We start from the raw sequence: 26,343 nt of genomic DNA on the forward strand, positions 1-26,343 counted from the left end.
GACCAGGCGAGAACGATCGAAATTGTAGGGGAACATGGGAGGCAATGCAATGACGGCCGTCGGGAGAACGGCTCGCGCGAACCCGCGGGGGTGACTAGGAAGCGGCGAGAGGCTTGGTCTTGATGAGGTACTGCTGGATACGCTGCAGTTGCGGCGGCCGAAGCTTGACGAACTGGACCCCGAACTCACCGCCACGAGCCCAACGGACGATCGCTTCATCAATACGGACCGGCCATTCGTGTCCGTCTGGCAAGAAGAGCGACAGTTTCATCAGCAGTCCTGGTTCCAGGGGCGTTTCTGACTTGGCCATACAGCCGGTGAACGACAGGTCGAGCACCTCGGCTTCGCCTTCGAAGTCCTCTTCGCCGAAAAAGAACAGTCGACATCCCACCTGGATACGCCGAGACTTCCTGAGTTCTTTCGCGTCTTCCAACAAACCGTTGCTCCCTTGGTCGATGTCGATCAACGACGTAATGGAGTCCCCGCGCTACGGGTACAGCCTACGTACATTCTTCGCTTGATATACCACGGTGCTCCCGAGACGGCCAGTGATTTTCCAACTTGCGCGCAGGAAGGGGCGCAAGAGACTCCGGGCAAGGATGACCGGCTCCTCCATCATCGATCGTGCGGGTCCGCCGAGACAAGGAATTCCTGGAGCCGCTTGGCATCGGCGGGCGTAATGGAAATGAACTCCAATCCGAAACAATCCCCCTTCGCCCATCGCACCAACGCCAGGTCTATACTGGCCGGAGCCGGCTGACCCGGAAGGAGAATAATGAGCGACATCGCGTCACCCACCTTGACGCTCGCCTCGCTTTCAACCTTGCAGCCCTTCGAAGACAGGTTGATGACGGCCCCCTCTCCCTCCGCATCGCCGCTGAAGGAGATGGACAATGCGAATCGTGAAAAAGACAACAGGCAGGTCGGCGGGACCCGCCGCCGCTGGTGCTGACGCAGTTCGATTCGTTTGGATTCAGAGTAGTCGGAATGGCTCATCGCACTGGAGACGAGACAACAGCGTGACGAATTTCACCAGCCGATTGTATCGCAAGGGATCGGATTCGCCGAATATTTTCGACGATTCGCCAGGCCGAACGCCGGCACCGACCCGACAAGATGTTAGCAATATATGCGAGGTGCCCCCTCGGGCCGGCTTTTGAATCGTCGATGCTGCCAGAAATACTGTTCGGGCGCACGCCTCACGGCCGTTTCAATCACCAGATTGATGCGCGCCGCATCCTGGCCGGGATCGCCCGAAGGAAAGGAGTCCAGGGCCGGGCTGACGACGATATCATAGCCACCCTGGCGCTCTCGCCGGTAATAGAAGCACGGCACCACGGCCGCCCCGCTCAACTCCGCGAGACGAGCCGTCGACGTCAGGGAGGCAGCCTGTACGCCGAAGAACGGCGCAAAGACGCTGCGCTTGGTGCCCGCATCGATATCGGGCGCATACCAGACCACACGATTTTCGGCCAACACACGCAGGATGGCGCGCATGTCCCGGTGATGAATCAATTCGCTGTAGTAGCGGCTGCGGGAGTGGTGCGCGGTGGATTCCGCCACCGCGTTGTTCTGCGGGCGGTAGACGATTGCCAGCGGCTGCTCCAACGCCATGAATCGTCCCGCCAACTCCGCCGTATGCAGATGTCCACCGAGCAGCAGGACGCCGCGTCCTTGGGCCAGCGCCGCTCGAAGGTATTCCATCCCCGTAATGGTGCACTCGCTGTGCCGTCGAGGATCGGCGCTCCACCAGGCCTGCGCCGTCTCCATTATCCCCATGCCCATGGACTCGAAACAATGGAGATTGACGCGGTCGCGTTCTTCTGCAGGCCAAGCAGGAAAGCAGGCGTCCAAATTCGCCTGAACAATGGCCCTTCGGGAAGGAAGCAGGCAACGGACCAAGCGGCCGCACTGACGCCCCAACGCCAATTGCCAAGGTGCGGGAAGCAGGGTCAGGGCACGAAACAACGCGAGGCCCAGCCTGGTGGGCCAATAGAAAGGGTGAACCAGATTTTGTGGCTGTTTACGCCTGGGGCGTCGCGTTGTGCTGGACATGGCCGACCGGGGTGGCCATTGTAGGAGAAGGAAGCGACCGGCGCAACGATCCATCGAGTTCGCTCATCCAACGGATGTCCGAGGCCTCGCCTGGTTGAGTGTGAGGGAGGCCCCGGGCATCAGCGCCGGGAATCTTTGCGTTGCTTGGAGTTGGAGATGACTAGCGGGACGGCGCCGACGCGATTGTAATGAACTTCCGCAGGCGCATTTCCGCCACCGCAGACAGGTTGATGAACTCGAGGCCGTAGGTCTGGTCCCGTTCCCATCGCACAGTCGCTTCCTCGACCATCATCGGCGAAACCTGGTTCGGCAATTTGAGGCTGACCGCGACGCGATCGCCCTGCTTGATCCCCGTTTCGCTCATAACCTTCGCGCCCTTCATCGAGACGTCGAACACGACGCCGATCCCCTGCCGCTCGCGACTGAACCATTTGGTCAGGCCCAACCGCGACAGCGAACAGGCGAACGGAGCGGAAATGCGCAACCGCGGGTGCTGCCGAAGGTCGATGGAGAAGTACTCCTTCTTCTCAGTGGTTTCCATAGGTATCCTCCCTGATGAACACCACTGTATACCAGCAGGCACATTTCTCGAACTAAAATGCAGAAATTTTGCAGCGCTTCGAGGCCGCCCGCAAGGACGATGGCTGCGTGCGGTCGCTGCCGGTGAGACCGACTCGGAGGCCGGCAGCCTTCACCCTCCTCCCGATTCTCACCCAGTGCAAGTGCCGCCGCAGACCTACTTCCGCTTCGCGCGGCTCTGCAGTTGCTCGGCACAACCGGGGGACAACTCCTGCGCATGTTGCTTGAGACACTGCGCGATGCGGCCTTCACCCGGTTTCACGCCGGCACAGAGTTTTTTCACATCATCATGGCAGGCTTTCCGGACTGGATGATGCTCCCCTCTGCGCCCCCCACCGTCGGAACCCGAGGGCTCATCGGTCGAGGACTCTCCCCCTCCTGCAGCAGGCGCCGAAGCCGGTTGATCGGCAGCAAAGACTCCTTGCCCCGTCAGTCCACAGGTACTCCCGACGATCAGGCTGAACATCAACGCCATATTCCTCAAATAAGCCTCACGCATGGGATCCTCCCTCTCTTGCCGTGGTTTACCCTCTGCCCTCTCCCCTCCCATAACGCCCCTGTCCCCACTCGGTTGACCGGTCAAATCAGCCAAGCCCCCCCTTGCTAAACAGCGGCCGCTTCATTATCGTTGCACAGATGTCTGATCAGCCCAACGTCGCGGTTCCGGCCCACGTCGTCAACCGCATCCACCATAAGTTTTGGACCTATCTGCTCTTCTGGTCGGTGGTCGCCGGTTCGGCGCTTATCGTGCCGGGCTATGGATTGGTCTACGGCTATTCCTGGCTGGACTGGACGATGTTCGGCATCCTCTACGTCATCAGCGGACTGGGCATTACAGTGGGGTACCATCGCCTCCTCACCCATCGCAGCTTTGAATGCCCGGATTGGGTCAAGGGAGCCCTGCTGATTGCGGGGGGGTGGGCACTCCAGAACTCAGGCCCCAAGTGGGTAGCCGACCATCTCCGTCACCACGCCCATTGCGATCATGCCGCTGACCCCTACAATGCTCAGCGGGGGTTCTGGTACAGCCACTGCGGCTGGTTGCTGGACCCGGTCCCTTGCACGGACGACCGCTTCGGATCCCGGGTCACGCAAGACCGTGTCGCAATGTGGCAACATCGGAATTATGTGGCCATTGTATTGGCCGGTCTGGCGTTACCTTTCGTCGTAGGATATCTCTACGCCGGGTGGCAAAGCGGCCTCGGCTGCTTCCTGTTGGCCGGAGTCGGCCGCACGTTTGCCGTGTTGAACTCGACCTTCTGCATCAATTCGGTCTGCCATATCTGGGGCGCGCAGCCCTACGGTAGCAGTGACTCCAGCCGCGATTCCTGGATCGTGTCCCTGCTTACCTTCGGCGAGGGCTACCACAACTATCATCACACCTACCCCAGCGACTATCGGAATGGGCCGCTCTGGTACAATTTCGACCCCTCCAAATGGCTCATCTACTCCTTGTACACCCTCGGTCTGGCCTCGTCGCTCAGAACGGCTTCGCAGGGCCAGTCGTAACTAATCCTGACGCGCAGCCCTAGTCTGATTCCGGTCTTCTCCGCAGATCCTTCACCTTCGCACGCTTGGCTTTCGACTCCAACCGTTGCCGGCGAGAACCGCCGGTGGGCTTGGTCGGCCGTCTCGTCTTTCGTGGGATCGCCACCGAGCGGACCAGCTCCTGCAAACGCATCAGTGCAAGTTCGCGGTTTCGTTCCTGACTCCTCGAATCCTGCGCCTTGATCACGAGGACCCCATCCCGTGAAATCCGATGGTCCCGCAGCGCCAGCAACTGCTCTTTGTAGAAGGGCGGTAAGGATGAGGCAGAAATATCGAAGCGAAGCTGGATCGCAGACGACACCTTATTGACGTGTTGCCCCCCAGGCCCCTGTGAGCGAACGGCGATCAATTCAATTTCTTCGTCCGGAATGGCGACGTGCGTGGAAATCTGCAGCATAGGGGGTTTCGCCGGCTAAGATGGGCACCCTACAGGCTAGCCAGAACGGGGTCAAGTAGGGCAATCGCACGGGCTCACGGGACAAGGGACTCAAGGGGAAGAATCACACAGGCTGGTAAATGGATGCTGCCGCAATTCACGCATGCCGCAGCTGGATTTCATTACCCTATCAGGATCCGACCGGCTCAAGCCGGTGAACGAGCAAGGTCCGTTGCCTCATCCGCTCCATCAGATCGGCCAGTGTGGTTTCTTTCAGGATGCGGGTGAACTGCCCTTGGTACTGTTCCAGCAGACTCCCACCACTAATCGTCAGGTCTTGAACCATCCAGCCGGCCGAGCTCTGTACCAAATAAAACTTCGTGGCGATCTCACCCTCCTCTCCGGTCAGCGTGACGGCGACGTCAGCTTCGTGCTGATCGGCCCGCTCGATCACTTGCGTGACGGAACCGCTACGGGCCCCCTTCAGATGTTCGGCCAGGTCATCCCGCAGCGTCTGCAGAAACAGTTTCACGAACTGGCGCCGCTCCGCCCCACGCAACCCATCCCACGCGTCGCTCAGCGACCGCTTGGCCATTTCCTCGTAATCAAAATGCCGTCGGATCGCCTGCTCGAATTCCCAAGTTCGTTGGGCTTCCCGACTCGGATCGCTCAGTTCGGTCAAGACGTACAGACACTCGTGCAATGTTCCCTGTACGGCATCGGCCGGCTTATCCTCCGCTTCGGCCAATGTCGGCCCAAGCCAGGAGGTCAGGAGAAGGAAGAGAACCAATGAAACCCCCACGGCACGACTAAGACCGTCCGAATGTTTTCGCATGTCCATCCCTTTCGCCCCGATGCCAACGGACGACCTTACGACGCCTCAATGTTACATTCAACCATACGAAGGCATACCCCGCGTAGACCCCAAACCACTTTTTTGGCCTTATCTTCTTGTCTTACTTCACCTTTTCCACCAAAACGGATAAAATTGCACCCATGAAATACTCCAGCGCACCCTATGCCATCCAGATCCTCACCGGCAGCCTGCTATTGGTCACGGCCGGCTGCGAAACCACCGACAAGATCCTGGGCGGCGCCGAAAGCGTCCTGCGCAGCGGCACGACGCGCAGCGTCATCGATATCGCGACAAGCAAAGACCCAGCTGAAATGGCGCGCCGCAGGGCAGAAAACTACGGCCGTGATCCTGAAGCGCTCATCCGCGACTTGCGGACGATTCAACGAGATTTCGAGAAACTGATGGCCGCGTTGAGCGGAGAAGTCGGGAAGAAATGGGGCCAGAAAGAGGTCAAGCTGCCTGAGCAGAAGAAGTATGTGAAGTACACGCAGAATTATCGCAGCCGTGCGATCGTGGACTTCGACACCGGCAACATCACCGTGGAAACACTCGAAGCCAACGATCCGAAAGCCAGCCTGAAGAACGCGGTGGTCACGACCTTGCTGACCCCCAATGATCCGCGCAGCGTGGACCTCTTCACGGACAAGGAAGTCACGTTGACCAGCGACAAAGCCCCCTACCTGCTTGGACTGGTGGTCGACCGGGACAATAGACCGATTCGCACGCCGGACGACGCCGAAAAATTCGCCGACAACGTGCTCGCTCAGCAGATGGAGTCGCGCAAGGTCGAGATGGACGGGGCGCCGCAAACCGCTCACTTCATCAAGCTCCCCATGGTGAGCAACTTTACGAACAAACAGGCGGAAAAGTATCGGAGCGTAGTGAATCAATTTGCGGAGCGTTACCAAATCAGTCCGAGTTTGGTTTTCGCGATCATCCGCACTGAAAGCAACTTCAATCCCTTTGCCGTTAGCTCGGCGCCTGCCTTTGGCCTGATGCAGCTCGTTCCCACTAGCGGAGGGCGCGATGCCTACCGGAAAGCCAAGGGCCAGGATCAGATCCCGAGCCGCGAGTATCTGTTCGACCCCGAAAACAACATCGAACTGGGCACGGCCTATCTCAACGTTCTTAGCTACAACCAATTGGATGATGTGAGCAACCCGGTCTCCCGCGAGTACTGCGTGATCTCGGCCTACAACACCGGGGCAGGGAATGTCTTCAAGACCTTCTCGAAAGATCAACGGACAGCTGTTCAGCAAATCAACAGCCTGCAACCAGCCGCCCTATACGACCGTCTTCGCACCGGCCTTCCTTACCAAGAAACGCGTGACTATCTCGCGAAGGTGACGGGGTATCGGAAGCAGTTCGTGACGGGGAACGAGACCGGCGCAAAATGACCTTACACAACGCGGTTCAGTCACGGGACGTGTGGGGATCTTTTTCCGACAGCCCAGCCACGAACATCTTCAGTCGCCGTTCTGCCACCGGCGACAGCGCGACGAATTCCAATCCATAGACACGATCTCGCTCCCACCGAACGGTGGCGACTTGAATGCGCATGCGCAGGACCTGGCTCGGCAACCTCATGACGACCGACAGTCGCTCTCCAGGCTGAATCGAGCTTTCGGCCATGACCATCGCCCCCTTGAGGGACAGATCGAGCACCACACCCTGACGCGACCCGGGCAGCCAACTCCGCAACCCCCTTCTCGAGAAGGTGCAGGTAATAGGAGCAGGGACTTTGAGACGAGTACAGCCTCGAAGATCGGTGTGAGCGGCGCCGTCAGGCTTGGACTGATCCATAGAGCAAAATACCCTCCCCTTCACGCTACACCAGCCCTCCCGGTTTGGGAACTGATTTTGCGGATCGGGCGGGTCTGAGCAGAGGGGGAATCTGAATACATCCAGGGCTAGTGCTACCGAGGGCCTGAAGCGCGATTGCGCAAGAATCCCTCCGTCAGAAGACGTCGACTAGGGCTCATGTCGGAATTCTTCCTCCCTCCATCTGATGGAAACAAAATCTCCAGATGGGGCCAAATCTGACTCTGAATTCCTCACGGGAGAATCGCCCGTCGCGGTTGTCGTCGAAGTGCTGCACATAGCCTGCGACTTCCTCAGCCGGCACACCCCATTCCACCAAGAGCATCCGCAGTTCGAACGCCTCCACATAGCCGCTGCGATCCATATCGAGACGATCGAACACGAGATCGGCGCGTTTGGTTTCCGAGTAGGTCCGTCCCCGATCGAAAATCATCGATACAGGGGACGCCATCGGACGAAAGCGCCAGATCCGTCGGTAAAACTCTTCGAAGGCCCACGACTGCCCGGTTCCATGGAACCGGCCGATGGCCGACCGATAGAAAGTCGACGCTTTCCACTCGATCAGGACTCCCTCGACTTCTGACCAATCCAGCACGCCGTCCTGGTTTTGATCCAGCAGCGAGAACACCGCTTTGGCCGGTGCTTTCTCACCCAAAGACATTCCCTCGGCGGAGCCACCTCCGGCGGCAGCAGTCCGACGCAGGATCCAGTCTTGTTTTGCCGAGAGATCGGGCAAGCTGTAGCGGCTGTGTTCTCGGAAAAAGTAGCGCAACGCCTCATCATCAGGTCGGTAGAGAAGGTGATACGAGCCGACATATAGCAGAATGAACCCGATCAGCACGAGGGGAGCGACGGGTCCTATGACGGCGGGAAAGGTGACGAACCCGGGAATGAATATCGACACCGTGTAGAGCGAATCTCGAAAGAGACCGAACCGCTGAAATAGCACGGAGAATACGCGGCACCACATATACGTATTCAAGGCCAAATAGGTCTGCAGCACCAACGCTTCGGACGAAGGATCGAGCAGCAGACGGACCGCGCAAAATGCGTGGAGCGCGATCACGAACCAATAGCTGGGTGTCATGACGGCCTTCGCCCCGAACACGATCGGCGTTTGATACAGGAACGTCGGCACATGCAACAGGAGCGCGGTCGCTGCTGCCACGATCGTCGGCCCGGGCTGACCGGTTCCATAGGCCCACAGCAAGGACACGAGTTGCACACTTCCGGACACAATATGCCAGGAGAGGATCGAACGCCGGCTGCGGAGCATCAGGAACTTTGGGTGGGCCGGTCGAGTGTAGTGGTAATAGAGCACGAGTACGTTACAAAGCGTGGAGGCCCATGCGACCAGCAGCGCCTGCGAAGTCATCGGCAGGTCATCGGAAGGGACGAGGATGGTGAACGATACGAGGAGATAGGCGCCCAGGATGAGCGTCATCACCATGGGGCGGATCACAGCAACCGACATCGGATCTGTGGGGACGGCGCTCGAACGCATGTCCGGGCTTTCTAGGCCTGTCTGTTCGGGCCTCTCGCCCATAGCCGTTCGCCGTTGCATTTCACGACCACCCGTTGCCCCTCACGGTCGGTCACACACTGATCCACACGAGCCGCTGCGGCCCCTGCCAAAACTCCAGCATTCTCCGTTGACTTTCAACAGCGCAGGCTGAGGCATGCACCTTGCTGTGAGCCCCGATCATTGAACGACACGTCTTGGAGGCCGGTTCATTTCACCCTGACCATTCGGTCCAGCCGCTGTTGGGCCGAGCATGCATGACAAGGAGGTCGCTATGCCTGCACGTTTCCCTCATCTGATGCTGCTGACCTGTGCACTCGCGTTGTTCTCGCCGGCGGGCTTTGCGTCACCGTCCACCGCTACGGCCGACAGCGTGGCTCTGAACCCGGTGCTGTGGGGAACGACACAAAAGTCGACCACCTGGGCAGAAGAGCTGCTGGGGCAGGTCGTCACTTATCAGACCCTCACCGAGAAAGGGATCATTTCTGGAAATTTCAAACCATATCTCGAACAGATGGCCAAGGTCCGCGAGTTCCATCGTACGGGAAACCGGCGAGCGACGTATGACGGAGTCAACCAATTCATGGTGATGCTGGAAGCCCGGGTTGGCGATATCGATGCTCATAGCGCAGAGGCGATCTGGGATTTCTGCTACCGCGTTACGCCGGATGAATTCCATGCCCGGGATCGCCATGTCCGAGCCAAAGGCAGCGACGAAGTGAAGCGATGGGAGGAAATGATCCGGGACATGGAGGAACGAGCCTCGATGTCCTTCTGATCCGGAGGGTTAATGCGGAATCCATGAAGCCGCCCTGCATCACTTCCGATGCGGGCGGCTTCCCCTCCCTACAGGAAACACAACGGTCCGCAACCTCTCCGATTCATGCGACGATGCCTCACACAATGGCTTTTCCTCGGGCTGCTGATCTCATCGTCGCTCTGGACCGTTCTGCTCCGGTACTCCACGGCGGCAGCCGAGACACAAGGGACAAACACCCCAGCGGGGCCGACAATCCCCTGGTTCCTGTCGCCTGGCCCAAACCACGCATTGACGCTGGAGAAACCGGTCCTCGCAGAGCCTTCATCGCCCTTCGACCTGAGACAAATCTGGATACGCGCCGATCTCCGCGTACGGCCGGAATGGCGCAACGGCGCCTGCTTCGGCGGAGGGCCGCCGGTCTCCGGGGTCTGCAACGGGCTCGATGAATCGGGAAGCGGCACGACGGCCCGTTCCGGCCCCGCTGCCAGTGACTTCTACATCCAGCAATGGATGCGAGTGGGACTGGGATACGATCCCACCCCGAACCTTACCTTCTTCGTTGAGTTGCAGGACAGCGCCACATGGGGCGGGAACGGCGACCCGCTGAAGGGAAATGACGCAGGGACACCCCCATGCGCAACACAACGCCCCGGACTCTGTCGGTTGGGTCTGAGAACCGGATATCTGCTGCTGCGCAACCTCGCTGGAATCGAGGGACTAAGCACCAAGCTCGGCCGACAGTATCTCGTGTTCGGCAATCAACGGTTGTTCGGCCATTTCGACTGGGCCAACACCGGCTACTCGCACGATGGGGTCCTGCTGAGTTATGCAGGGCAGCATGTCGACAGTAAGATTGGATGGTTCCGACATGCTGAAACCGACCTGGGACAAGGCGATCCTGGCGGAAGTCTTTCGCCGAACGTCCTGCCATGCGAGGCGAGCGGAGTCTCATGCGGTTCGGCGCCAGACAGACGTTCAGACGATGCCGGACGCGATGTGGACATGGTCCTCCTCTACAATCAAGTCCGTTCCCTGCCTGGGCTCGTACTAGAACCATACTACGTGTTCTATTCGAATCGCTTGCCCGAGCAGGCCAATCCCGGCTCATACCTTCCGAAATCATCCAATCAACTGCGGCACATGGTAGGACTGCGGACGGAATGGCGCCGCGGAAACTGGGACCTCACCCAGGAGGCAGCCTATCAATTCGGTCGCATGGCCGATGGATTGGGATTTGATGACCGGCGTAATCTGAACATCAACGCTTGGGCCTCCGGCACCTGGATAGGCTATACCTGGTACGACCTCGACTGGAAACCTCGTGTCGCATTCGGTTTCGATTATGCGTCGGGCGACGGCGACAGCAACTGCGTGACACCGTCCGGCGGACAGGCCCGCTCCTGCGGCGGCAATGCCAATACCTTCGAAAACTTTTTCCCCACGAACTTTCTCCATGTGGGATTCATGCTCAACGGCGCCTGGCGAAACACCCTCCAGGCGCAGATCAATATACAATTTCGGCCGAGCACCCGCGATCACATCGAGCTCTGGGCCCTCCGCAAGTGCTTGGCAAGCGCGCGGGACAATTGGTACCGTGGCAGTCAATCCCCGCTGATCTTCTCACGCGCCGACAACGTCGAAACCCATGTCGGCGATGAGATTGATTTTGCCTGGACCCGGATGTTTGCCGACGGCAAAGTCTCGTTCACGGCAATGGTCGGGCACTTTTTTCCCGGTCCCTACGTGTTTCATCAGTTGGGCCGTGGATCCGATCAAGATTGGGGCATCCTGCAACTCTGGACGAATTTTTAGACCGCCATGCAACGCGCCAACCTTAACCTCGAAACGCTCCTCGAAGTCACCAATATCCTCAACTCCCAGCGGGATTTGGAGAGTTTATGGCAAGTCATCGCCGACCAAATCCAAAATGTGATTCCTTGGGATCGAGCCGGGCTGACGCTTTACGATCAGGATCGTGACGCCTTCCGCTTTTATGCCGTCGTGACCCACATGGCTTCTCCCGCACTGACGCAGGATGCCGTGATCCCGCGGAACGGCAGCGCGGTCGGCTGGGTCTACAGCCATCGCCGTCTTCACATCAGACCGAATCTTCAACGGGAACAGGTGTTCTTCGAAGACCGCTACTACGTGCAAGAGGGACTCGAGCGAATGATCAATCTCCCCCTCCTGGTCCGTGAACATTGCCTCGGCACGCTCAACATCGGCAGCACCCAACCGGGGACGCTCGATGCCGACGACGTCAAGTTCCTGCAACAGGTGGCCACTCAAATCGCCTATGCCATCGACCACGTTCGGGCCTACCAACAAATCAAGCAACTGAGCGACGAGCTGCGACGAGAAAACGAGTACCTGGCAGAACAGGTCAAGTCGACGCGTAACCTCGATTTCGTCATCGGCGAATCCCCGGCGTTCCGCAAAGTGCTGGACCTCGCAAAAGCGGTGGCCCCGACCACCACCACAGTTCTACTGCTCGGTGACACCGGAACAGGCAAGGAAGTGCTGGCGGAAGCGATCCACAATATGAGCCCCCGGCACAAGAAGCCCTTCATTCGGGTGAATTGCGCCGCACTACCGTCAGGCTTGATTGAAAGCGAATTGTTCGGACATGAACGGGGGGCCTTCACCGGCGCTGACCAACGCAGACCGGGCAGATTCGAACTGGCGGACGGCGGAACGCTGTTCTTGGATGAGGTCGGAGAGATGCCGCTGGAGACCCAGGCCAAGTTACTACGGGTGCTCCAGGACGGCCAGGTAGACCGCGTGGGAAGCATAAAACCGCTCCCGGTCGACGTTCGCTTGGTCGCCGCTACCAACAATGACCTGCAGGCCGCCATCACAACGGGAAACTTCCGCCAGGATCTGTTCTATCGCCTGCACATATTCCCAATCGGCTTGCCCGCCCTGCGAGACCGGCGTGAAGACATTCCACGGTTAGCCTCATACTTTCTGACCAAAATCGGGGCCAAGCTGAAGCGTCCCCCTCTCCATTTTGACACCAAGTCTATGAGCAGACTGATGGAGTACGGCTGGCCGGGGAACGTCCGGGAACTCCAAAACGTGATCGAACGGGCTGTAATCCTCTCCCAAACCTCACAGATTAGCGTGGATGAGATCCTGCTCCCGGCCCACCGGCCCGCCCCGCCTCCTTGTCCAATGTTAGACCTGGAGAATCTTGAACGGGACCATATTGCCAGAGTGCTGGAGCAGACGGGCTGGCGCATCTATGGTTCCCAGGGCGCCGCTCAGCTGCTCGGGCTGAATCCGGAAACCCTCCGGAGCCGACTCCGGAAACTTGGGCTCAGACGCCCAGCTCGGCAGGCCTAATCCCTTGACCTGGCCCCCAGCGGTTTGACCGGGGGGAGGGTGACGTGATACATTGCCGTACCGTACGAGTCACGCGCACCGTCCCCTGTTCGCGCCCCCCGTTCCTTATGGGGCTCAGCTGCGAATTCCCCTTGTTTACGCTGCTCCTACGGCCCATCTCTCGTCCCGCGAGGGAGGAGGTATGGGCAGGCTCAGGGGCACCCCCTCTGCCTCCTGCCCCCAGTTTGATGGCCTGGACATCGCCATCCTGTTGCATGGTGAAAGGAGTGCCCGATGAAGATTACCTCTGTATGGAGAGGAAATAAGGCCTCACAGAAGAAGAAGCGGTCGGTCCCGAAGGTTCGGATCCGCTGGAGTGAGCTCGGCCTGCTCGATCCCGCCATCGCCCCACAGGAGACACCGATGGACGAGATCCGCCGCGAGGTCACGGCGCTTGCCAGCCTCGGCTTCGGAGCAGAAACACGCGCACGATCAGAACAAGCACAAGCGCACGCCTCACGGACCGGTTCATCCCGGAAATCCCCACGCGCCAAGAAGCGCTAGGCTAGACACTGGACCACACTCTGTAGACCACTCGGATCGAAGGAGGGTACGATCGCACGCGTAGGAAAAACCACCATCGCGAAACGTGACCGGGAAAAGTCCAGGCAGGTTAAACAGCGGGAGAAGGAAGCCCGCCGAGAGCAACGCAAGGTAGAGAAGGCAAATCGCCCGACGACTAAGGAAGGCGAGGATCCAGATCTCGAAGGGTTGCACTGGGGTCCCCAGGCGCCCCTCTACTGAGTAGAGGGGCGTGTGGGGAAATTCCCCCAAGCCAATAACGGCTAGGACGACTTCACGAACCGTTCCGCAGCAAAGACAACTCGCAGCTGCTTGCTGACGAGCGAGCGATATTCGCCCTTCTCCTTCGCCATCTTCACCAGCCCTTCCCCGTCGGTCACGATCAACAAATCGTCCTCCGCCAGCAGGAGGCGGTCACACTTGCCTACATTGATCCGATATTGCGTGCGCCCGTCAGGATTCTTGGCCGGCCCAACGACGAATTCCGTCAGCCCATCGATGTAGCCTTTTTGGCCATCGAGACGATGTTGCACCATCGTGCCGTCGGGAATCCGCACCCACCGTCCGGCAGGGCGCCCCGCATCCTGATTTTCCTCATCAGCCATCTTCATCCTCCAATTAATGAACGCATCTGATATCGGGCCCGTCCCTACGAGGAGACCGGTCCGTGATCGCTCTGCCCAATGTTTCCAGCCTCCGGATTTCGAGACCCGCTGCCTGCGCCCTGGCGCCAGCCCTGGGAAGACCGCCCTCGCCGCCGACGACGCCCGGCCTCACCGCGCCCGTTCGAATCCCCGCTCGCTCGTCCATCCAGCGATTCGCCCTGGCTGCCCTCGGCTTTCGGCACTGCCTGCCCGAGCAGTTTTTCAATCGCGCGCAGCTGGTCATGATCCTCCGCGGTGACGAATGTCGTGGCACGACCGGTAGTCCGCATCCGTGCCGTCCGTCCGATCCGATGGACGTAGTCCTCGGGACAATTCGGGACGTCGTAGTTGATGACATGACCGATGTTGGCCACGTCGATTCCGCGCGCCGCGATGTCCGTCGCCACCAGCACACGGAAAGTCCCGCGACGGAAGCCTTCCAAGGCCGCCCGCCGCTGTCCCAGCGTCCGCCCGCCATGCAGCACGGCCACTCGATGGCCGGCCGAGTCGATCATCCGCCCCAGCCGATCCGCGCGATGCTTGGTGCGGGCAAAGACGAGCACCGTCCCAGCACCGTCCCGCAACAACGACATGAGCAGGCTGTTTTTATTGTCATGGGTCGTATGGTGTACCGCTTGGTCGACACCATCCGCCGTGGTTGCGGATTTCGTCACCATGACCCGCACCGGATCCTTGACCGACGCCTGAGCCAGCCGAGCAAGATCGGTCGGCATGGTGGCGGAGAACAACAGTGTCTGCCGTTCCTCCGGCATGGCATCGAGGATCTGATTGATCTGCGGCGCAAAGCCCATATCCAGCATGCGATCCGCTTCGTCCAGGACCAGCGTGGTCATGGCTAGGAGGCTGACCGTTCCATTCCACATATGATCCAGCAGACGCCCCGGCGTGGCAACCAGTATGTCCGGCCGTTGGCGTAAACCGCGAACCTGCGCCTGCATATCCGCACCGCCCACCAACGTGGTGGCGAACAGCTGCATACCCTGGCTGAGTTTATCGATCGTCGTCTGAATCTGGATTGCCAATTCCCTAGTCGGAGCCAGAATTAACGCTCGCGGTTGCCCTTTCTGGCCTCCGCTCAATCGTTCGAGCATCGGAATTACGAATGCGGCCGTCTTCCCGGTGCCGGTCTGGGCACAGCCCAGCACGTCGCGGCCTGTGAGCGCATGCGGGATCGCCTGGGCCTGGATGGCGGTCGGTTCTGCAAAGCCTGTTTGGGTCAGATTGCGTAAAAGGGTGGGAGAGAGACCGAGTTGGTCAAAACTCGTGACTGCAGTCGTGTGCACAAAACTGTCCTTTCGTTGTGATCGCATTGAGACGGGATCAGAGAACCGAGGAGAGAGTGAATCCGGTGGGAGTCGCTCAAACTGGACCTAATCGCGATGCGATCGCGCGGTCCACATGAGAGCTGTCTCGGCATCGGTGGACCGATACGGTGCCGCACAGTGGTCACTGTACCGTATGGGTGCCTGACTGGTCAACCCGAAGCGGAAAACTACCCTGTCCCTACCTGCTATGCTGTCCAGAGTTCATGAAGCTATCCTATGCCCTGATTCGTCTGGCTCTAGCCCTATGGAGCGCCACACTTTGGCCCATTACGGCTTTGGCATCCGAAGCGACCGATAAGGAGAAGGCCGCTGCAAATCAAGGCATTACCCTCGAAAATATGGGGCGAGGATTCCAAATTGCTGTGAAGAATATCGGGGAGGAGATTCCCAAGATCGGCCCCGCCATTGCTGATACCTTCAAGAAGGTCACCCACAGCGACAAGGACTCGGATCTAGCCATCGGAATCGCGACCATTGACCTTTCCTAGCCTCGATGGTACTGACCTGCGGACCTTCAATCCTCAATCGGCTGGCCTATGCGATCTGCCTCGTGCAGATTACTTGATCCCGTAGACACCACACGGCTCTTCAGCTGGCTGACCTGCCTTGTGGTTGGGGCACTTGCCGGTTGCGCCTTCCCTGCGAGCGACGGCTGTAGACCGGGCGAACAAGCAGCGGTGACGGAAACCCTGTACTTCGGAACAGCAAAACCCGGCGGGGCAGTGAGCCAGGAGGAGTGGGCTCAATTCGTCAATGATGCCGTCACCCCTTCATTTCCAGCAGGGCTGACATCTTGGATTGCATCCGGCCAGTGGCGGATGGCGGACGGCAGGATCGAACATGAGGCCTCGCACATTCTCCAACTCACCCATGACGGTGCCGAGGGGAAAGACCGTGCGATTGGGACCATCATGGACCAATATAAGCGGACATTCCAGCAGGAAGCGGTCTTGCGGGTCAGATCCCGCACCTGCATTTCTTTCTAGGCCGTCATCGCCTGCGAGCCAACCGATACCACGCGCGCTTCAATTCTTCGACGACCGGTTGCCAGAGTTTCCTCGGCCCTGATTACCCCTCAATAAGCTATTAAGGATCTGTTGCAGCAGCGCATTGCTGTTCAAGCCCCCGGACTGACTCGTCCCCAGGCTCGTGACGGCGCCGGACTGAACGCTGGGACCAGAAGGGAGCGGTGATGAGGGAGCCGCCGCCGTGACAAGACTTGTCGAGGACTGCACCCCCGGCAATGTGGGCACGCCGGCACTGATCGGAAGTATCGTCCCCTTCATACTGGCGGCAACCGGCTCCTTGTCAACGGGAGCACGTGAGGCCTGCACCAGCTGCTTTTCCAATTCGAGCGCCTGCCCCACTTGAGCACCGACGATTTGCCGCGTCACGGGGCTCGGTATCATTCGATGGGCCTCACGCGCGGCTAGCGGAGCAGGATTCCGCCACGCCGTCGGTATCTCGTTCACTGCGACCGCTGTCCCCGATTTCAGCACGACCTCGGACCCGGCCTTCAGGGACAAGGGCTTCTGGTCGCCCAACATCGGCTCAATCCTGGCCTGCCCTTCCCAGACTCGAATCGTTTCAGTCGGTTCGCTACTCAACAATTTTGCAAAGAACGATCGACCATCCGCTCCAGCTATGGTCGCCTCGAACACACCCCCGCGCGTCACAACATGGGCCTGGGGCATCTCCAAGGTGAACAAATCCGTCATCCGTCCTGCGCTATAGGAGAGCGAAACTCGAGCCGTTCCTTGTTTCAACCGAACCAGAGTTTGGCCCCGCTGCGATTCCTGCAGCATAACCTGACCGTGCTCTTCCACGCTGACCAAGGCACGGCGATCCCACAGAATGTCGACTTTTCCCGCCTTTTCCACTGTGACGGTCTCGCCGGCTCGAATGACATCGCCGAGGTTCAGCGGGCGCTTGACCGCAACACCGCCGATAGAAGCGACGACTGCCGTACCCTCCACACCCGTTACGACGCCGTTTCCAGCAGTCCCAAGCGGCAAGGGTGGAGTAGCGGAATCACCGGCCGCCACCGCACACAACGGGGAGAGCCAGAACAGCGCAACACAGATCACCACCGCGACGCCAACAGTTCTATGTCTCATAGTTCACCATGTTTCATTCGGCTGCGGAAGAACCGGCTCACAACGAGACAGCGGGAATGCCTGCAAAGTCTTGATGAGAGCCTATTTCCCAGGATAATGACTCGGCAAACGAGCCATCATTGTCGTATAGTAGGCAAACGTAAAAACCGAGGTCAAGCAGGATTCTTGTGCAAGTGGCAGCCTGTCGAAATCTGAGACAACATCGTTCCAAAGTGATACCGATCCCGCAGCCGGCTTGGCGATGGCTCTGCCTCACGATCTCGCTGATCGTGGCATTGGGCTTCTTCCAGCCCTGGATGCCTTCTGCCGTGGCTCAAATGGCCGACGCCGACGTCCTCGTCGCCGAAGCGATCCTGTCCTATGAGCACAAGCGCTATGACGAAGCCATCGCGCTCTTAACTAAAGCGACAGAGTTGGATCCCAACAACGCGCGGGCGCTGTACTACCTAGCTCTCTGCCATCTGGCGCGGGGGGATGCGGCGCAGGCGGTTGCGCCGTTGGTGACGCTGCATGCCCAACGGCCTGAGGACGTGGAAGTCACCTTCCAACTCGGCGCCGCCTACTTCGCGACCAGAAATTATGACAAGGCAGATCCGCTCCTGGAAGAGGTGTATCGGCTCCAACCAGATCGAGAAAACCTCGGCTTTTACGTGGGCGTTCTTCGATATCAACGAAAGGCCTATGACAGCGCGGCGACGGCGCTCGAAGGTAATCGCTCCTCCGACCCGGACATTCAACAATTAGCGTTATTCTACCGGGGGCTCGCGCTGGGAACCCTTGGCCTCTCAGATCAAGCCCAAGCAGCGCTCACCGCCGCACAGCGGGTGCAGCCCACTTCGCCGATTACGGGGGCCTCGGTCCGGATCCAAGAAGCCTTGGCTGTGGCAGCTCCGACGCCCGACAGCAGACGCCTCCACGCCCAGGTGGCTGTCGGTGGCTACTATGATGACAACGTCGCAGTCAATCCGCGCGGCAGCCGTGATCCCGTGGCGGACGCCCTTCGCTCCCGTCCAACTCAGTCGCCCGGCTTCGTGACTTCTGCGCGCGGAGACTACGCCTGGTATCGCAGCGGTCCGATCGAATCCACCATCACCTACTCGTACTACCAGACAGTGAACAGCCGTAGCGAGGTGGGACGGTTCAACATTCAGAACCACCAAGGGGGACTGGCAGGCACGTATCGTGGGACGCTCGGCAGCATGCCCTACGAGGTGGGGACCCAATACAGCTTCGATTACATGTTGTTGGACATGAGAGGGTTCATGTCCCGGCATTCGTTGATCTTCCCCGCGACCATCGTACCGCCGAGTTCCAACCTGCCTGTGCTTGGGAAAGTCGATCACCTGAGCACGCTGCTCTACCGATTCCAGCGAAAGGATTTCTTCACGGAGCCGGGAGACAGCGATATCCGGTTTGCGCCCGAATCACGAGACGCCTTCAACAATATGCTCGGACTGCTGCATGCGTTCCGCTTTCAGCAGGATCGTTTGATTCTTCGCGCGGGATACCAATTCGATACCGAGGCGGCGAGCGGGTCGAGCTTCTCGTACAATGGGAACCGGCTCCAGTTAGGGGCGCAGGCGATGCTCCCATGGTACGAGCTGATGGTCAGGATCGATTATGACGTCCACTGGCGGGCCTACAGCGATACGCAGGCGGTGTTTCTCGACAACCTCGGACGACTCTCCCAACGCCATGACATCGAGCAGGACCTGTTCCTCCAAGTATCCAAGCCGCTACCCTATCACCTGACCTGGGCTCTCCAGTATCAAGGGGTCTTCAATCATTCCAATGTGCCGGTCTATGCCTACAGCAAGAATGTCTTCACGACACTGCTGACCTGGACCTACTGATCGCTCAGTCGCCTTTCTTGCCGTCGCCGACCTTCTTTTCCAGCACGTGCTGCCACATAAAGCCGATTTGAAACGCATAGAGCGCCATCGTGAGCGAGAGCCCCCCACCGCCCTGCTGCACATACATCGGCCCCCAGAATGCGGAAAACGCGATCGGCGACACCAGCAGCGGGCGGATGATTTTGCTCTTCGATGGTTGCAGCTTTCCATCGATATCGATCTGATCCCACACGGCCTTGGCGATCATGCCCAGGACCATGATGACGAACAGCACGATCGCCGAAATCGTCCCGACGCTCGCATGGATGCCCAGCACCGGCACTTCCACGAGATAATCCATATCGGCAACCGGCGGCTTCGGCAAAACGGTCTCGGTTTCACCGGCGGCCGTCGCCGGCGGCGGCAACGTGTCGCCCTGGGCATAGGCGTCGGAAGCCAACCACGCAAACGGATCCGGCAGGGCAGGACTCTGCTGCAGAGGGCTACTCGTCGGTTTCGCACTGGTATCCCCGCCGATGTAACTACCCTCGTCTTTGTCTTTCGTTCCGGCCCAAACCCAACCGGTTCGGATCTGCCGGGCCGCGTCGAGATAGCGCACCCAATACCAGACTTGAATGACGCCGATCTCTTCCCGCCGGAGCACATGCAGGCAAGTCTTAGGCGCCAGGATTCCCTGGGTCTCACCGAGCACCCACTGGCCTTTCACGAAAGAATATTCAGGAGCCTTCGCGCGGACATACATCGATGTGAGCGTAAACGCTCTCGGCGAAAAGCCGGCCTGAGGATTGTCGAGCGCCTTACAATCCGGCGCCGCAGCTTCCACCTTGGACGGTGTAAAGCAAGCACCGACAGACATACAGAACGCCAGGCCACAGACCAGGAGCCGAACTTTGTTCGCCCCTCCAACCATCTGCCACATTCACTCCCTCCCTTCTGAGGCCTTCCCACTGGCTGTGGCGCGGGAAGATGGCGTACCGTACGCCGCCTGTCCGAATGCGTCAATGGGCGAGAATCCAAGCATTTCCGATCCAGCCGCACCGAAAATATTCTCGGCTTGCAGCAGATCCAATTCCTCCCGCGCGACGAAGAATGAAGTATGGACGCGGTCATGACACAGACAACGGCAGGCAAAACGGTCTTCGACCGGCTCGCGGTGAGACGGCTCGGGATCATTGCAGCGACCATTGCCATCAACATCGTCGCGGTGGCACTCCTCAGCTTCGCCCCATGGTCCGATTGGCGCAGCGGCCTCGCCCTCAACCTATTCGACAATGCCCTGCTCATCGTCTTTGTTCTGCGCCACCGAGATGGATTGTTGGGGCGATTCATTCTGTTCGGATTGACCGTGGGGATCGCAGAGTTGGCAGCGGATGCCTGGTTGGTGGACTTTACTCGGACGCTCGACTACTCCGTCGGCGGCGGCCCGATGCTCTGGCGGTCCCCCCTTTGGATGCCTCTCGCGTGGCAGATCGTGACGGTCCAGTTCGGCGCTGTCGGACTGTGGCTGTGGGAACGATGGGGCCGAGGTGGGCTGCTCGCAACGGGCCTGCTCGGCGCGATCAATATCCCGTACTACGAAGAAATGGCCAGGCGGATCAATTGGTGGACCTACAGCAACTGCCGTCTCCTGTCCAACACGCCCTACTACATCATCTTCGGAGAATTCGGAATCGCGGTGATCTTGGCGGTGCTGGCGAAACGGGTCGTCAAGGCTGACTGGACCGATGCCATATGGCTCGGCCTGGTTGGGGGCGCGGGAATCTTCGTTTGCTATGCTATGGCCTACGGCATTGCCGATGGCCTCATCCCTCGCTGAGGAGTTCCCGTCACCACAGATTCAGGAGGGTATTGGGATCAATCCCAGAAAGTCTGGCTAGGTTCGTAGCTTCGCGGTCTTCTCCAGCATCGCCTTCACGAGCTCAAACGTGACGCGCACTGGATCTGAATGAGACATCGTGAAATTGAGATACCCGCCTTCTGTCATCAGGCACACCGTCGAGAACACCACCTCCGGCGAGCCACCCATATTATTGGACAGCTTGGTACTGTAACAGCCAACCTTGCCAAAGTCCTTGCTCTCTTGCAGCTTGAGGATCGGTGAGCTCGCCAACATATCCTTTACCCCTTGTAGGGCTGAAGCGACACTCGTCGGTAAGCCCGCTGAGGAACCGGCCGGGGCACTTTCCACCCTGGCAACGTAACTCCCAAATGTGGCCGTGCACACAGAGAGCGACGCACCATCGGTCCCGCTGACTCGTGCGGGCTTGGAACCATAGTGGGATTCTAGATCCGCCATCGGCAAGAGTTTGCAGGCCTTCGCATCCGCACTCGGCAACCGCAGTTGCGCCAGAGCGTCACCGCCAGAACAGAACACGATCAGCATGGATGCAACGGCTATCCAGCAAGCCGGAAATACTGGTCGACGCACAGAGATCATCCTGCTTCCTCCTTGAGTGAGGCCCCGCCGCAGCGCAGAAACTATGTGCCTTGTCGAGACGGCCGTCAAGTGTACGGCAGCGGGAAAGCCGCCCTCGACCGAAGACACCGCTTTTATGCTTTTGTTCTGCAGGCAACTCCGGGCACACGCTACTGCCCTACGCGGCATCGTCGCCTACTGTCGCCCGCCCCTCGAGCATCACACCAGCCTACACAGCTGTCAAGCGGCTCATCATCCCCGCCTGTGGCTACGCCAGAACAGGGCGATGGCGCCGAACGGCGCGCCCACCAAACCGGAGTTTCGGGAATCGTGGTAGTCAACCCTGCTGGCCACAATGAATGAAGCCACCAGCACGCCGGCGCAAGAAACCACCACCGCTCGCAGAAGCCACCGCCCACCGCCACCCTGCGACAAATAGCCCGTCAGGAATGTAATGTGAGGGGAATCCCGGCCAAGGGAATCCCCGCCCAGAGTGCTTCCAAGAAATCGATTCCCGCTGGGTTGCAGGCTGACTTCTGACTGCAAAGACATAGGCCACAAGGCTGATCGCCAGCCAGAGTCCTTCATGCCCAAGCAGAGCATAGAGGACGCGCCGCATCGCCACCTCGGAGCGCATCTTGGCTTCGTGCTGTTTGCGAGTCAACTGGAATGGGGGATGGCTCGGGCAAGATCCCGCCCCTTCGTTTTCTCACGCTCACTGTGCTGGATCGCACTTGAGGCTTCTTACCCCGGTCTGTTTCAAACTCGTCTACTAGTCTGGACACCTAACCGACGGAATTGCTTGAAGTGACGTTCCCCCATCGCTGAATGATGAAATTCGCAACAGAACGCCCCCTGTGGTCCGGTTCAAGGGCAGGCTAACCATGCGAAAAGTCTCGTGGAACTACGGTCGCACCTTGCACGATTCTTGTACGGACAATTCCAAGGAGGGACAACGATCCCGGTGCATTGTGCGCGACAGATGAAAGGAGGACCCTATGCGAGACACATTCCGCCATACAGTCCTCTGCATGATCGTGATGTGGCCCCTGTTCTCCATCGTGGCTGCCCCGGCAGCAGCCGCGTCTTGGGTGGATGACCTCGCAGCAGTTCTGGCAGACCACCGCAACTTCGCTCGATTGGAAGGAAGGGAGGCAGCATACGACCCGTACCTCGCACAGCTCAATGTCGCCCGGGTGGCGCTCGATCGGGGCGATGTGGAAGGCGTGTACGCGGCAATGAATCGGTTCATGGATCTGCTGGAGTATGTACCGGAAGCCGCCGGGATTCCGCTCTGGTCGGCGAAAGCGCTCTTCGACTATTGCGAGGAAGTGACGCCACCGATGTACCATGACCTCTCGCGGCACGGAGCGCGGAAGACAACCTGAATCCCAGGGCGGGAGTTCATGTATTCGTCGACGCCCGCATCTCTTCGTGGATGAGCGTCAGCATCGCCTGGACCGGCCAGGTCAGTAACGTGCGCACCCTGCAGGGCCGTTCGTTGAACCGGCTTGATGTCGTCATGGGATCCAGATCCAAGACATTCGCCAGCCGAGGTAAAGAACCATGTTGCAGGTCGTCAGCGGCCACCCGTAACGATGCCAACACCGAACGGTCTGTTTTGGTGTCTCCTCGGAGCGGTCCCCAAATTCGTTCAAGCCGATCCAGGTAAGCGGCGGGCACTCCTTCTGCCGCCAGCGTGGCGAGCAATAACTCACGATCCAGCCGACCTAACTCTCCAACCTGCGACATGCGGAAGCCGGGAAGAAACAGCCCATAGCGAGTGAGATCGTGGCAGAGCAACAGGCATGGCCGACGACCGAGAATCAGCAGATGGCCATGCCAGGCGCCAAGCGAGGACGGTTTTCCTTGGACAGAAACAGACCTGGGAGCCGGCCTCCCAAACACATCAGCGGGGAGCTTCGCCGCGAGCTTCTTAGTGCAGTGGAGAAGCATGAAGGCCTGTCGGCATCATGCAGCCGGCAGCAGAACGATGCAACAGTTTCTCTCGCACGCAAGGGACACGCACCTGGCTTCCGAGATCTCATTCATCGCCTCGTGCCCCTTCTACCCACAGCCTTGTTGGTGCACCCCTTTCTGCATCCCATAGGACTGGCTCCTTGGAGCGTTCCCTCTGGTTTGGTAGGAGACTGCCGAGACACATGTCGGGGTTTTCTCCCCCAAACTCGCCCCAGATGAGGTAAGCTTCACGCATGCGGATCGCCACGTGGAACGTGAACTCGCTGAAGGCTCGCCTCGAGAAGGTCCTGTGGTGGCTGAATCGGGCGAAGCCGGACGTGCTGTTGATGCAGGAAACAAAGCTGACGGACGAAGACGCGCCGGTCAATGCATTTGAGCAAGCCGGCTATGAGCTGGCGCACCATGGCGAGGGTCGATGGAACGGCGTGGCGATTGCGAGCCGATGCGGCATTGGTGGCGTCATCACGAATTTCGGAGAGCCGTTACGGCTGGCGCGGGAGACTGGTGACGACCAACCACTCGCCGAGGCAAGGATGATCACTGCCGAATGTGCCGGCATCCGCGTGGTCTGCATCTACGCGCCGAACGGCCGGCAGGTGGACTCGCCATTCTATCGGGCAAAGCTTGTGTGGTTCGACAGGCTGGCTTGCTGGATCAATCAGGCCGTCGCTCCGGATACTGCAGCCGTAATCGGCGGTGATTTCAACGTCGCGCCAGCCGATATCGATGTGTGGGACCCAGCCGCCTGCGTTGGGGGCACGCACGTGTCGGAGCCAGAGCGGCAGGCGTTGTGGAGGCTGTCAAATGAGGGCTTTCTCGATGCCTACCGATTGCATCACCCGGAACCAGGGCGGTACACGTGGTGGGATTACCGTGGCGGCAACTTCCACAAGAACATCGGCATGCGCATCGACTATCTGCTCGTGACGAAGTCATTGCAACAGCGAGTCGTCTGGACCGAGATCGATCGCGAGGCCAGGAAAGGCAAGCCGATGCCCTCTGATCACGCCCCGGTCGTCATCGACCTCGACAAGCCCGGCCATCCCTTCGACGCCGGCTGGGCCTCAGCCGAGTCGCGCATCGCGGCTCGCCTGCGGATGGCCTGAAACGTAGATTGTCCCGTCTTTTGTCCCCGCCGTCGGGCTGGCAGGTCTCCAGTTCAATCCGCTCTTGATCGCCGCAGGATATGCGGCCCATGGATTCTGGGATCTCTTTCATTACCGCCATAGACCCTATGCCGACACACCTGCTTGGCATATACCCTTCTGCGTTCTCTACGACTGGGTCCGCGGGGAATTTTTGCTGGTTTGGTGATGGTGAGACTGCTGAGTCGTCCTTTGAACAGAGAGGCGCAAGCGCAACACCAGAATCATGGCGAGATCGTCGCCAAGTCATCAAACATTGACCGATCGGCGAGAACGCTCAACCTGAATTCGAAATCAAGAAACGGAGTGCACGTCTTGCTCAAGTCCAGTCTCGTAGATCGTCATTGAGCAACAACTACGTCCCTGTTGGAACAGACGATCCAGTCTTTATGCAGCATTGGACAGCCAGTAACAGGATGTGGCGAAACGGCGGGGTGATGACTTTCGATCGTGGCGACTACACGATCGACGACTACAACGTGGAACCCCAGGTGAGATTGAACGACGTGCGGCTCCTCCTATCCCTTGTCATCGGGAACGCAAATGGACGAACAGAAATGCTCTCCCCAGTGCCTCAGCGGCATGCGTCGAGACAAGATCGCTTCCGAGCACCTTTTCTGCTCACAATTGCGTTTCACATCAGTTGCCGACCGTCACGGCTCTGCTCCCCATGCTTTTTATGCCAGGCTGCCAAGGCGAACAGTGCTACACCGAAAGCCTGCCGGGACAGGCTCTTTGCCCCTGGGCTTGCTCGTGCAGCAACTCTTCATCGTCTTATCGTAATTACCGTCGCCAGATAAACCCCATCAACTTTCCCCATGGACGTTGCACCGGGTTAAAAAATAAAAAGGCCTGTTGGATCTTTCGACCCAACAGGCCCTTTTTGTAACCCGGCAGCGTCCTACTTTCCCACTGCCTCGCGGCAGCAGTATCATCGGCCTTGGAGGGCTTAACTTCCGTGTTCGGTATGGGAACGGGTGTGACCCCTCCGGCAAGGCCACCGGGAACTCTTATCTGTGATTCGTTGCTCGTCATTCGTGAAGCGTTGGGAACTTATTCTTCTCCGAACGCGTTTCACGAGATACGATTCACGTTTCACGATGTGCGCTCTCGCGCACACAGACCACGTCTATCAGGAGCAAAGTATGTTAAGCCGCACGGACGATTAGTACTGGTCAGCTACAGCCCTCACAGGCCTTCCACACCCAGCCTATCAAACTCGTAGTCTACGAGTGTCCTTTAGGGGGCTTGCGCCCCGGGAGAGCTAATCTTGAGGCAGGCTTCCCGCTTAGATGCTTTCAGCGGTTATCCCAACTGAACATAGCTACCCGGCGCTGCCGCTGGCGCGACAACCGGCACACTAGAGGTTCATCCTTCACAGTCCTCTCGTACTAGTGAACGCCCCTCTCAACTCTCCTC

28 protein-coding genes and 2 rRNA genes are annotated in these 26,343 nt (G+C 59.2%); 12 read left to right on the forward strand and 18 right to left on the reverse strand.

The genetic code is table 11. From position 1 onward, the window contains the following. Nucleotides 1-94 precede the first annotated feature (94 nt). The 5 genes from KF814_04140 to KF814_04160 form a co-directional block, all read right to left on the reverse strand. Complete coding sequence (locus tag KF814_04140) at nucleotides 95-436, reverse strand: PilZ domain-containing protein (GenBank protein MBX3235322.1); 342 nt, start codon at nucleotides 434-436, stop codon at nucleotides 95-97. 179 nt (nucleotides 437-615) lie between these two features. Continuing rightward, nucleotides 616-996, reverse strand: coding sequence for a PilZ domain-containing protein (locus tag KF814_04145; GenBank protein MBX3235323.1), 381 nt, complete (start codon nucleotides 994-996; stop codon nucleotides 616-618). Nucleotides 997-1,119: 123 nt separating this feature from the next. After that, complete coding sequence (gene lpxL / locus KF814_04150) at nucleotides 1,120-2,055, reverse strand: LpxL/LpxP family Kdo(2)-lipid IV(A) lauroyl/palmitoleoyl acyltransferase (GenBank protein ID MBX3235324.1); 936 nt, start codon at nucleotides 2,053-2,055, stop codon at nucleotides 1,120-1,122. A gap of 160 nt (nucleotides 2,056-2,215) precedes the next feature. Beyond that, on the reverse strand, nucleotides 2,216-2,596 hold the full coding sequence (locus tag KF814_04155) for a PilZ domain-containing protein (protein ID MBX3235325.1): 381 nt from the start codon (nucleotides 2,594-2,596) through the stop codon (nucleotides 2,216-2,218). Between the two features lie 195 nt (nucleotides 2,597-2,791). Beyond that, a complete protein-coding gene (locus KF814_04160) occupies nucleotides 2,792-3,133 on the reverse strand; it encodes a cysteine rich repeat-containing protein (GenBank protein MBX3235326.1) in 342 nt (113 codons plus the stop codon). A 137-nt stretch (nucleotides 3,134-3,270) separates the two neighbouring features. Here KF814_04160 and KF814_04165 point away from each other — a divergent pair, with 137 nt between their 5' ends. Beyond that, nucleotides 3,271-4,143 (forward strand): fatty acid desaturase, encoded by an 873-nt coding sequence (locus tag KF814_04165; protein ID MBX3235327.1) that lies wholly within the window; start codon nucleotides 3,271-3,273, stop codon nucleotides 4,141-4,143. Between the two features lie 19 nt (nucleotides 4,144-4,162). On the opposite strand, the gene arfB is transcribed toward KF814_04165, so the two are convergent. Next, nucleotides 4,163-4,579, reverse strand: coding sequence for an aminoacyl-tRNA hydrolase (gene arfB, locus KF814_04170; GenBank protein MBX3235328.1), 417 nt, complete (start codon nucleotides 4,577-4,579; stop codon nucleotides 4,163-4,165). Nucleotides 4,580-4,748: 169 nt separating this feature from the next. Next, nucleotides 4,749-5,393: an ABC transporter substrate-binding protein gene (locus KF814_04175; protein ID MBX3235329.1), complete on the reverse strand. Its 645-nt coding sequence runs from the start codon at nucleotides 5,391-5,393 to the stop codon at nucleotides 4,749-4,751. Nucleotides 5,394-5,554: 161 nt separating this feature from the next. On the opposite strand from KF814_04175, the gene KF814_04180 reads away from it, so the two are divergent. Then, entirely contained in the window at nucleotides 5,555-6,811 is a 1,257-nt protein-coding gene (locus tag KF814_04180; GenBank protein MBX3235330.1) for a DUF3393 domain-containing protein, read from the forward strand. Between the two features lie 16 nt (nucleotides 6,812-6,827). Here the strand turns inward: KF814_04180 and KF814_04185 are convergent, their stop codons facing one another. Continuing rightward, nucleotides 6,828-7,217 carry a PilZ domain-containing protein gene (locus tag KF814_04185; protein MBX3235331.1) on the reverse strand — a complete coding sequence of 130 codons (390 nt, stop codon included), beginning with the start codon at nucleotides 7,215-7,217 and terminating at the stop codon, nucleotides 6,828-6,830. Nucleotides 7,218-7,392: 175 nt separating this feature from the next. Further along, nucleotides 7,393-8,739, reverse strand: coding sequence for a hypothetical protein (locus tag KF814_04190; GenBank protein MBX3235332.1), 1,347 nt, complete (start codon nucleotides 8,737-8,739; stop codon nucleotides 7,393-7,395). 292 nt (nucleotides 8,740-9,031) lie between these two features. Here KF814_04190 and KF814_04195 point away from each other — a divergent pair, with 292 nt between their 5' ends. The 4 genes from KF814_04195 (at nucleotide 9,032) to KF814_04210 (ending at nucleotide 13,405) form a co-directional block, all read left to right on the forward strand. Continuing rightward, nucleotides 9,032-9,535 carry a hypothetical protein gene (locus KF814_04195; GenBank protein ID MBX3235333.1) on the forward strand — a complete coding sequence of 168 codons (504 nt, stop codon included), beginning with the start codon at nucleotides 9,032-9,034 and terminating at the stop codon, nucleotides 9,533-9,535. Between the two features lie 105 nt (nucleotides 9,536-9,640). Further along, on the forward strand, nucleotides 9,641-11,329 hold the full coding sequence (locus KF814_04200) for an alginate export family protein (GenBank protein ID MBX3235334.1): 1,689 nt from the start codon (nucleotides 9,641-9,643) through the stop codon (nucleotides 11,327-11,329). Nucleotides 11,330-11,335: 6 nt separating this feature from the next. After that, complete coding sequence (locus KF814_04205; protein MBX3235335.1) at nucleotides 11,336-12,862, forward strand: sigma 54-interacting transcriptional regulator; 1,527 nt, start codon at nucleotides 11,336-11,338, stop codon at nucleotides 12,860-12,862. Between the two features lie 273 nt (nucleotides 12,863-13,135). Beyond that, on the forward strand, nucleotides 13,136-13,405 hold the full coding sequence (locus KF814_04210) for a hypothetical protein (GenBank protein ID MBX3235336.1): 270 nt from the start codon (nucleotides 13,136-13,138) through the stop codon (nucleotides 13,403-13,405). A gap of 281 nt (nucleotides 13,406-13,686) precedes the next feature. Here KF814_04210 and KF814_04215 read toward each other — a convergent pair whose 3' ends face one another. Both KF814_04215 and KF814_04220 read right to left on the reverse strand, forming a co-directional pair. Continuing rightward, nucleotides 13,687-14,034 carry a hypothetical protein gene (locus KF814_04215; protein ID MBX3235337.1) on the reverse strand — a complete coding sequence of 116 codons (348 nt, stop codon included), beginning with the start codon at nucleotides 14,032-14,034 and terminating at the stop codon, nucleotides 13,687-13,689. A gap of 38 nt (nucleotides 14,035-14,072) precedes the next feature. Next, the gene (locus KF814_04220; GenBank protein MBX3235338.1) at nucleotides 14,073-15,371 is read right to left on the reverse strand and encodes a DEAD/DEAH box helicase; all 1,299 of its coding nucleotides are present in this window, start codon (nucleotides 15,369-15,371) and stop codon (nucleotides 14,073-14,075) included. Between the two features lie 245 nt (nucleotides 15,372-15,616). Between KF814_04220 and KF814_04225 the strand changes: the two genes are divergently transcribed. Both KF814_04225 and KF814_04230 read left to right on the forward strand, forming a co-directional pair. Beyond that, nucleotides 15,617-15,901: a hypothetical protein gene (locus tag KF814_04225; GenBank protein ID MBX3235339.1), complete on the forward strand. Its 285-nt coding sequence runs from the start codon at nucleotides 15,617-15,619 to the stop codon at nucleotides 15,899-15,901. Nucleotides 15,902-16,090: 189 nt separating this feature from the next. After that, on the forward strand, nucleotides 16,091-16,399 hold the full coding sequence (locus tag KF814_04230; protein MBX3235340.1) for a DUF3574 domain-containing protein: 309 nt from the start codon (nucleotides 16,091-16,093) through the stop codon (nucleotides 16,397-16,399). 39 nt (nucleotides 16,400-16,438) lie between these two features. On the opposite strand, the gene KF814_04235 is transcribed toward KF814_04230, so the two are convergent. Continuing rightward, nucleotides 16,439-17,530, reverse strand: coding sequence for a hypothetical protein (locus KF814_04235; protein ID MBX3235341.1), 1,092 nt, complete (start codon nucleotides 17,528-17,530; stop codon nucleotides 16,439-16,441). Nucleotides 17,531-17,703: 173 nt separating this feature from the next. On the opposite strand from KF814_04235, the gene KF814_04240 reads away from it, so the two are divergent. Next, on the forward strand, nucleotides 17,704-19,383 hold the full coding sequence (locus tag KF814_04240) for a tetratricopeptide repeat protein (GenBank protein ID MBX3235342.1): 1,680 nt from the start codon (nucleotides 17,704-17,706) through the stop codon (nucleotides 19,381-19,383). A 4-nt stretch (nucleotides 19,384-19,387) separates the two neighbouring features. Here the strand turns inward: KF814_04240 and KF814_04245 are convergent, their stop codons facing one another. Further along, nucleotides 19,388-20,302 (reverse strand): hypothetical protein, encoded by a 915-nt coding sequence (locus KF814_04245; protein MBX3235343.1) that lies wholly within the window; start codon nucleotides 20,300-20,302, stop codon nucleotides 19,388-19,390. A 189-nt stretch (nucleotides 20,303-20,491) separates the two neighbouring features. On the opposite strand from KF814_04245, the gene KF814_04250 reads away from it, so the two are divergent. Beyond that, nucleotides 20,492-21,199 (forward strand): hypothetical protein, encoded by a 708-nt coding sequence (locus KF814_04250; protein MBX3235344.1) that lies wholly within the window; start codon nucleotides 20,492-20,494, stop codon nucleotides 21,197-21,199. 57 nt (nucleotides 21,200-21,256) lie between these two features. Here the strand turns inward: KF814_04250 and KF814_04255 are convergent, their stop codons facing one another. Beyond that, the gene (locus tag KF814_04255; GenBank protein ID MBX3235345.1) at nucleotides 21,257-21,820 is read right to left on the reverse strand and encodes a hypothetical protein; all 564 of its coding nucleotides are present in this window, start codon (nucleotides 21,818-21,820) and stop codon (nucleotides 21,257-21,259) included. A gap of 231 nt (nucleotides 21,821-22,051) precedes the next feature. Further along, the gene (locus KF814_04260) at nucleotides 22,052-22,351 is read right to left on the reverse strand and encodes a hypothetical protein (protein MBX3235346.1); all 300 of its coding nucleotides are present in this window, start codon (nucleotides 22,349-22,351) and stop codon (nucleotides 22,052-22,054) included. A gap of 446 nt (nucleotides 22,352-22,797) precedes the next feature. Between KF814_04260 and KF814_04265 the strand changes: the two genes are divergently transcribed. Beyond that, nucleotides 22,798-23,187 (forward strand): hypothetical protein, encoded by a 390-nt coding sequence (locus KF814_04265; protein MBX3235347.1) that lies wholly within the window; start codon nucleotides 22,798-22,800, stop codon nucleotides 23,185-23,187. 16 nt (nucleotides 23,188-23,203) lie between these two features. Here KF814_04265 and KF814_04270 read toward each other — a convergent pair whose 3' ends face one another. Beyond that, nucleotides 23,204-23,755: a hypothetical protein gene (locus KF814_04270; GenBank protein MBX3235348.1), complete on the reverse strand. Its 552-nt coding sequence runs from the start codon at nucleotides 23,753-23,755 to the stop codon at nucleotides 23,204-23,206. A 257-nt stretch (nucleotides 23,756-24,012) separates the two neighbouring features. Here KF814_04270 and xth point away from each other — a divergent pair, with 257 nt between their 5' ends. Then, nucleotides 24,013-24,885, forward strand: coding sequence for an exodeoxyribonuclease III (gene xth / locus KF814_04275; GenBank protein ID MBX3235349.1), 873 nt, complete (start codon nucleotides 24,013-24,015; stop codon nucleotides 24,883-24,885). Nucleotides 24,886-25,812: 927 nt separating this feature from the next. Here the strand turns inward: xth and rrf are convergent. Then, a 5S ribosomal RNA gene (rrf, locus tag KF814_04280) occupies nucleotides 25,813-25,929 on the reverse strand. 139 nt (nucleotides 25,930-26,068) lie between these two features. Beyond that, nucleotides 26,069-26,343 (reverse strand): 23S ribosomal RNA (locus tag KF814_04285); the annotation flags it as partial.

This window comes from Nitrospiraceae bacterium, from assembly GCA_019637075.1.
GTDB lineage: Bacteria > Nitrospirota > Nitrospiria > Nitrospirales > Nitrospiraceae > JAHBWI01.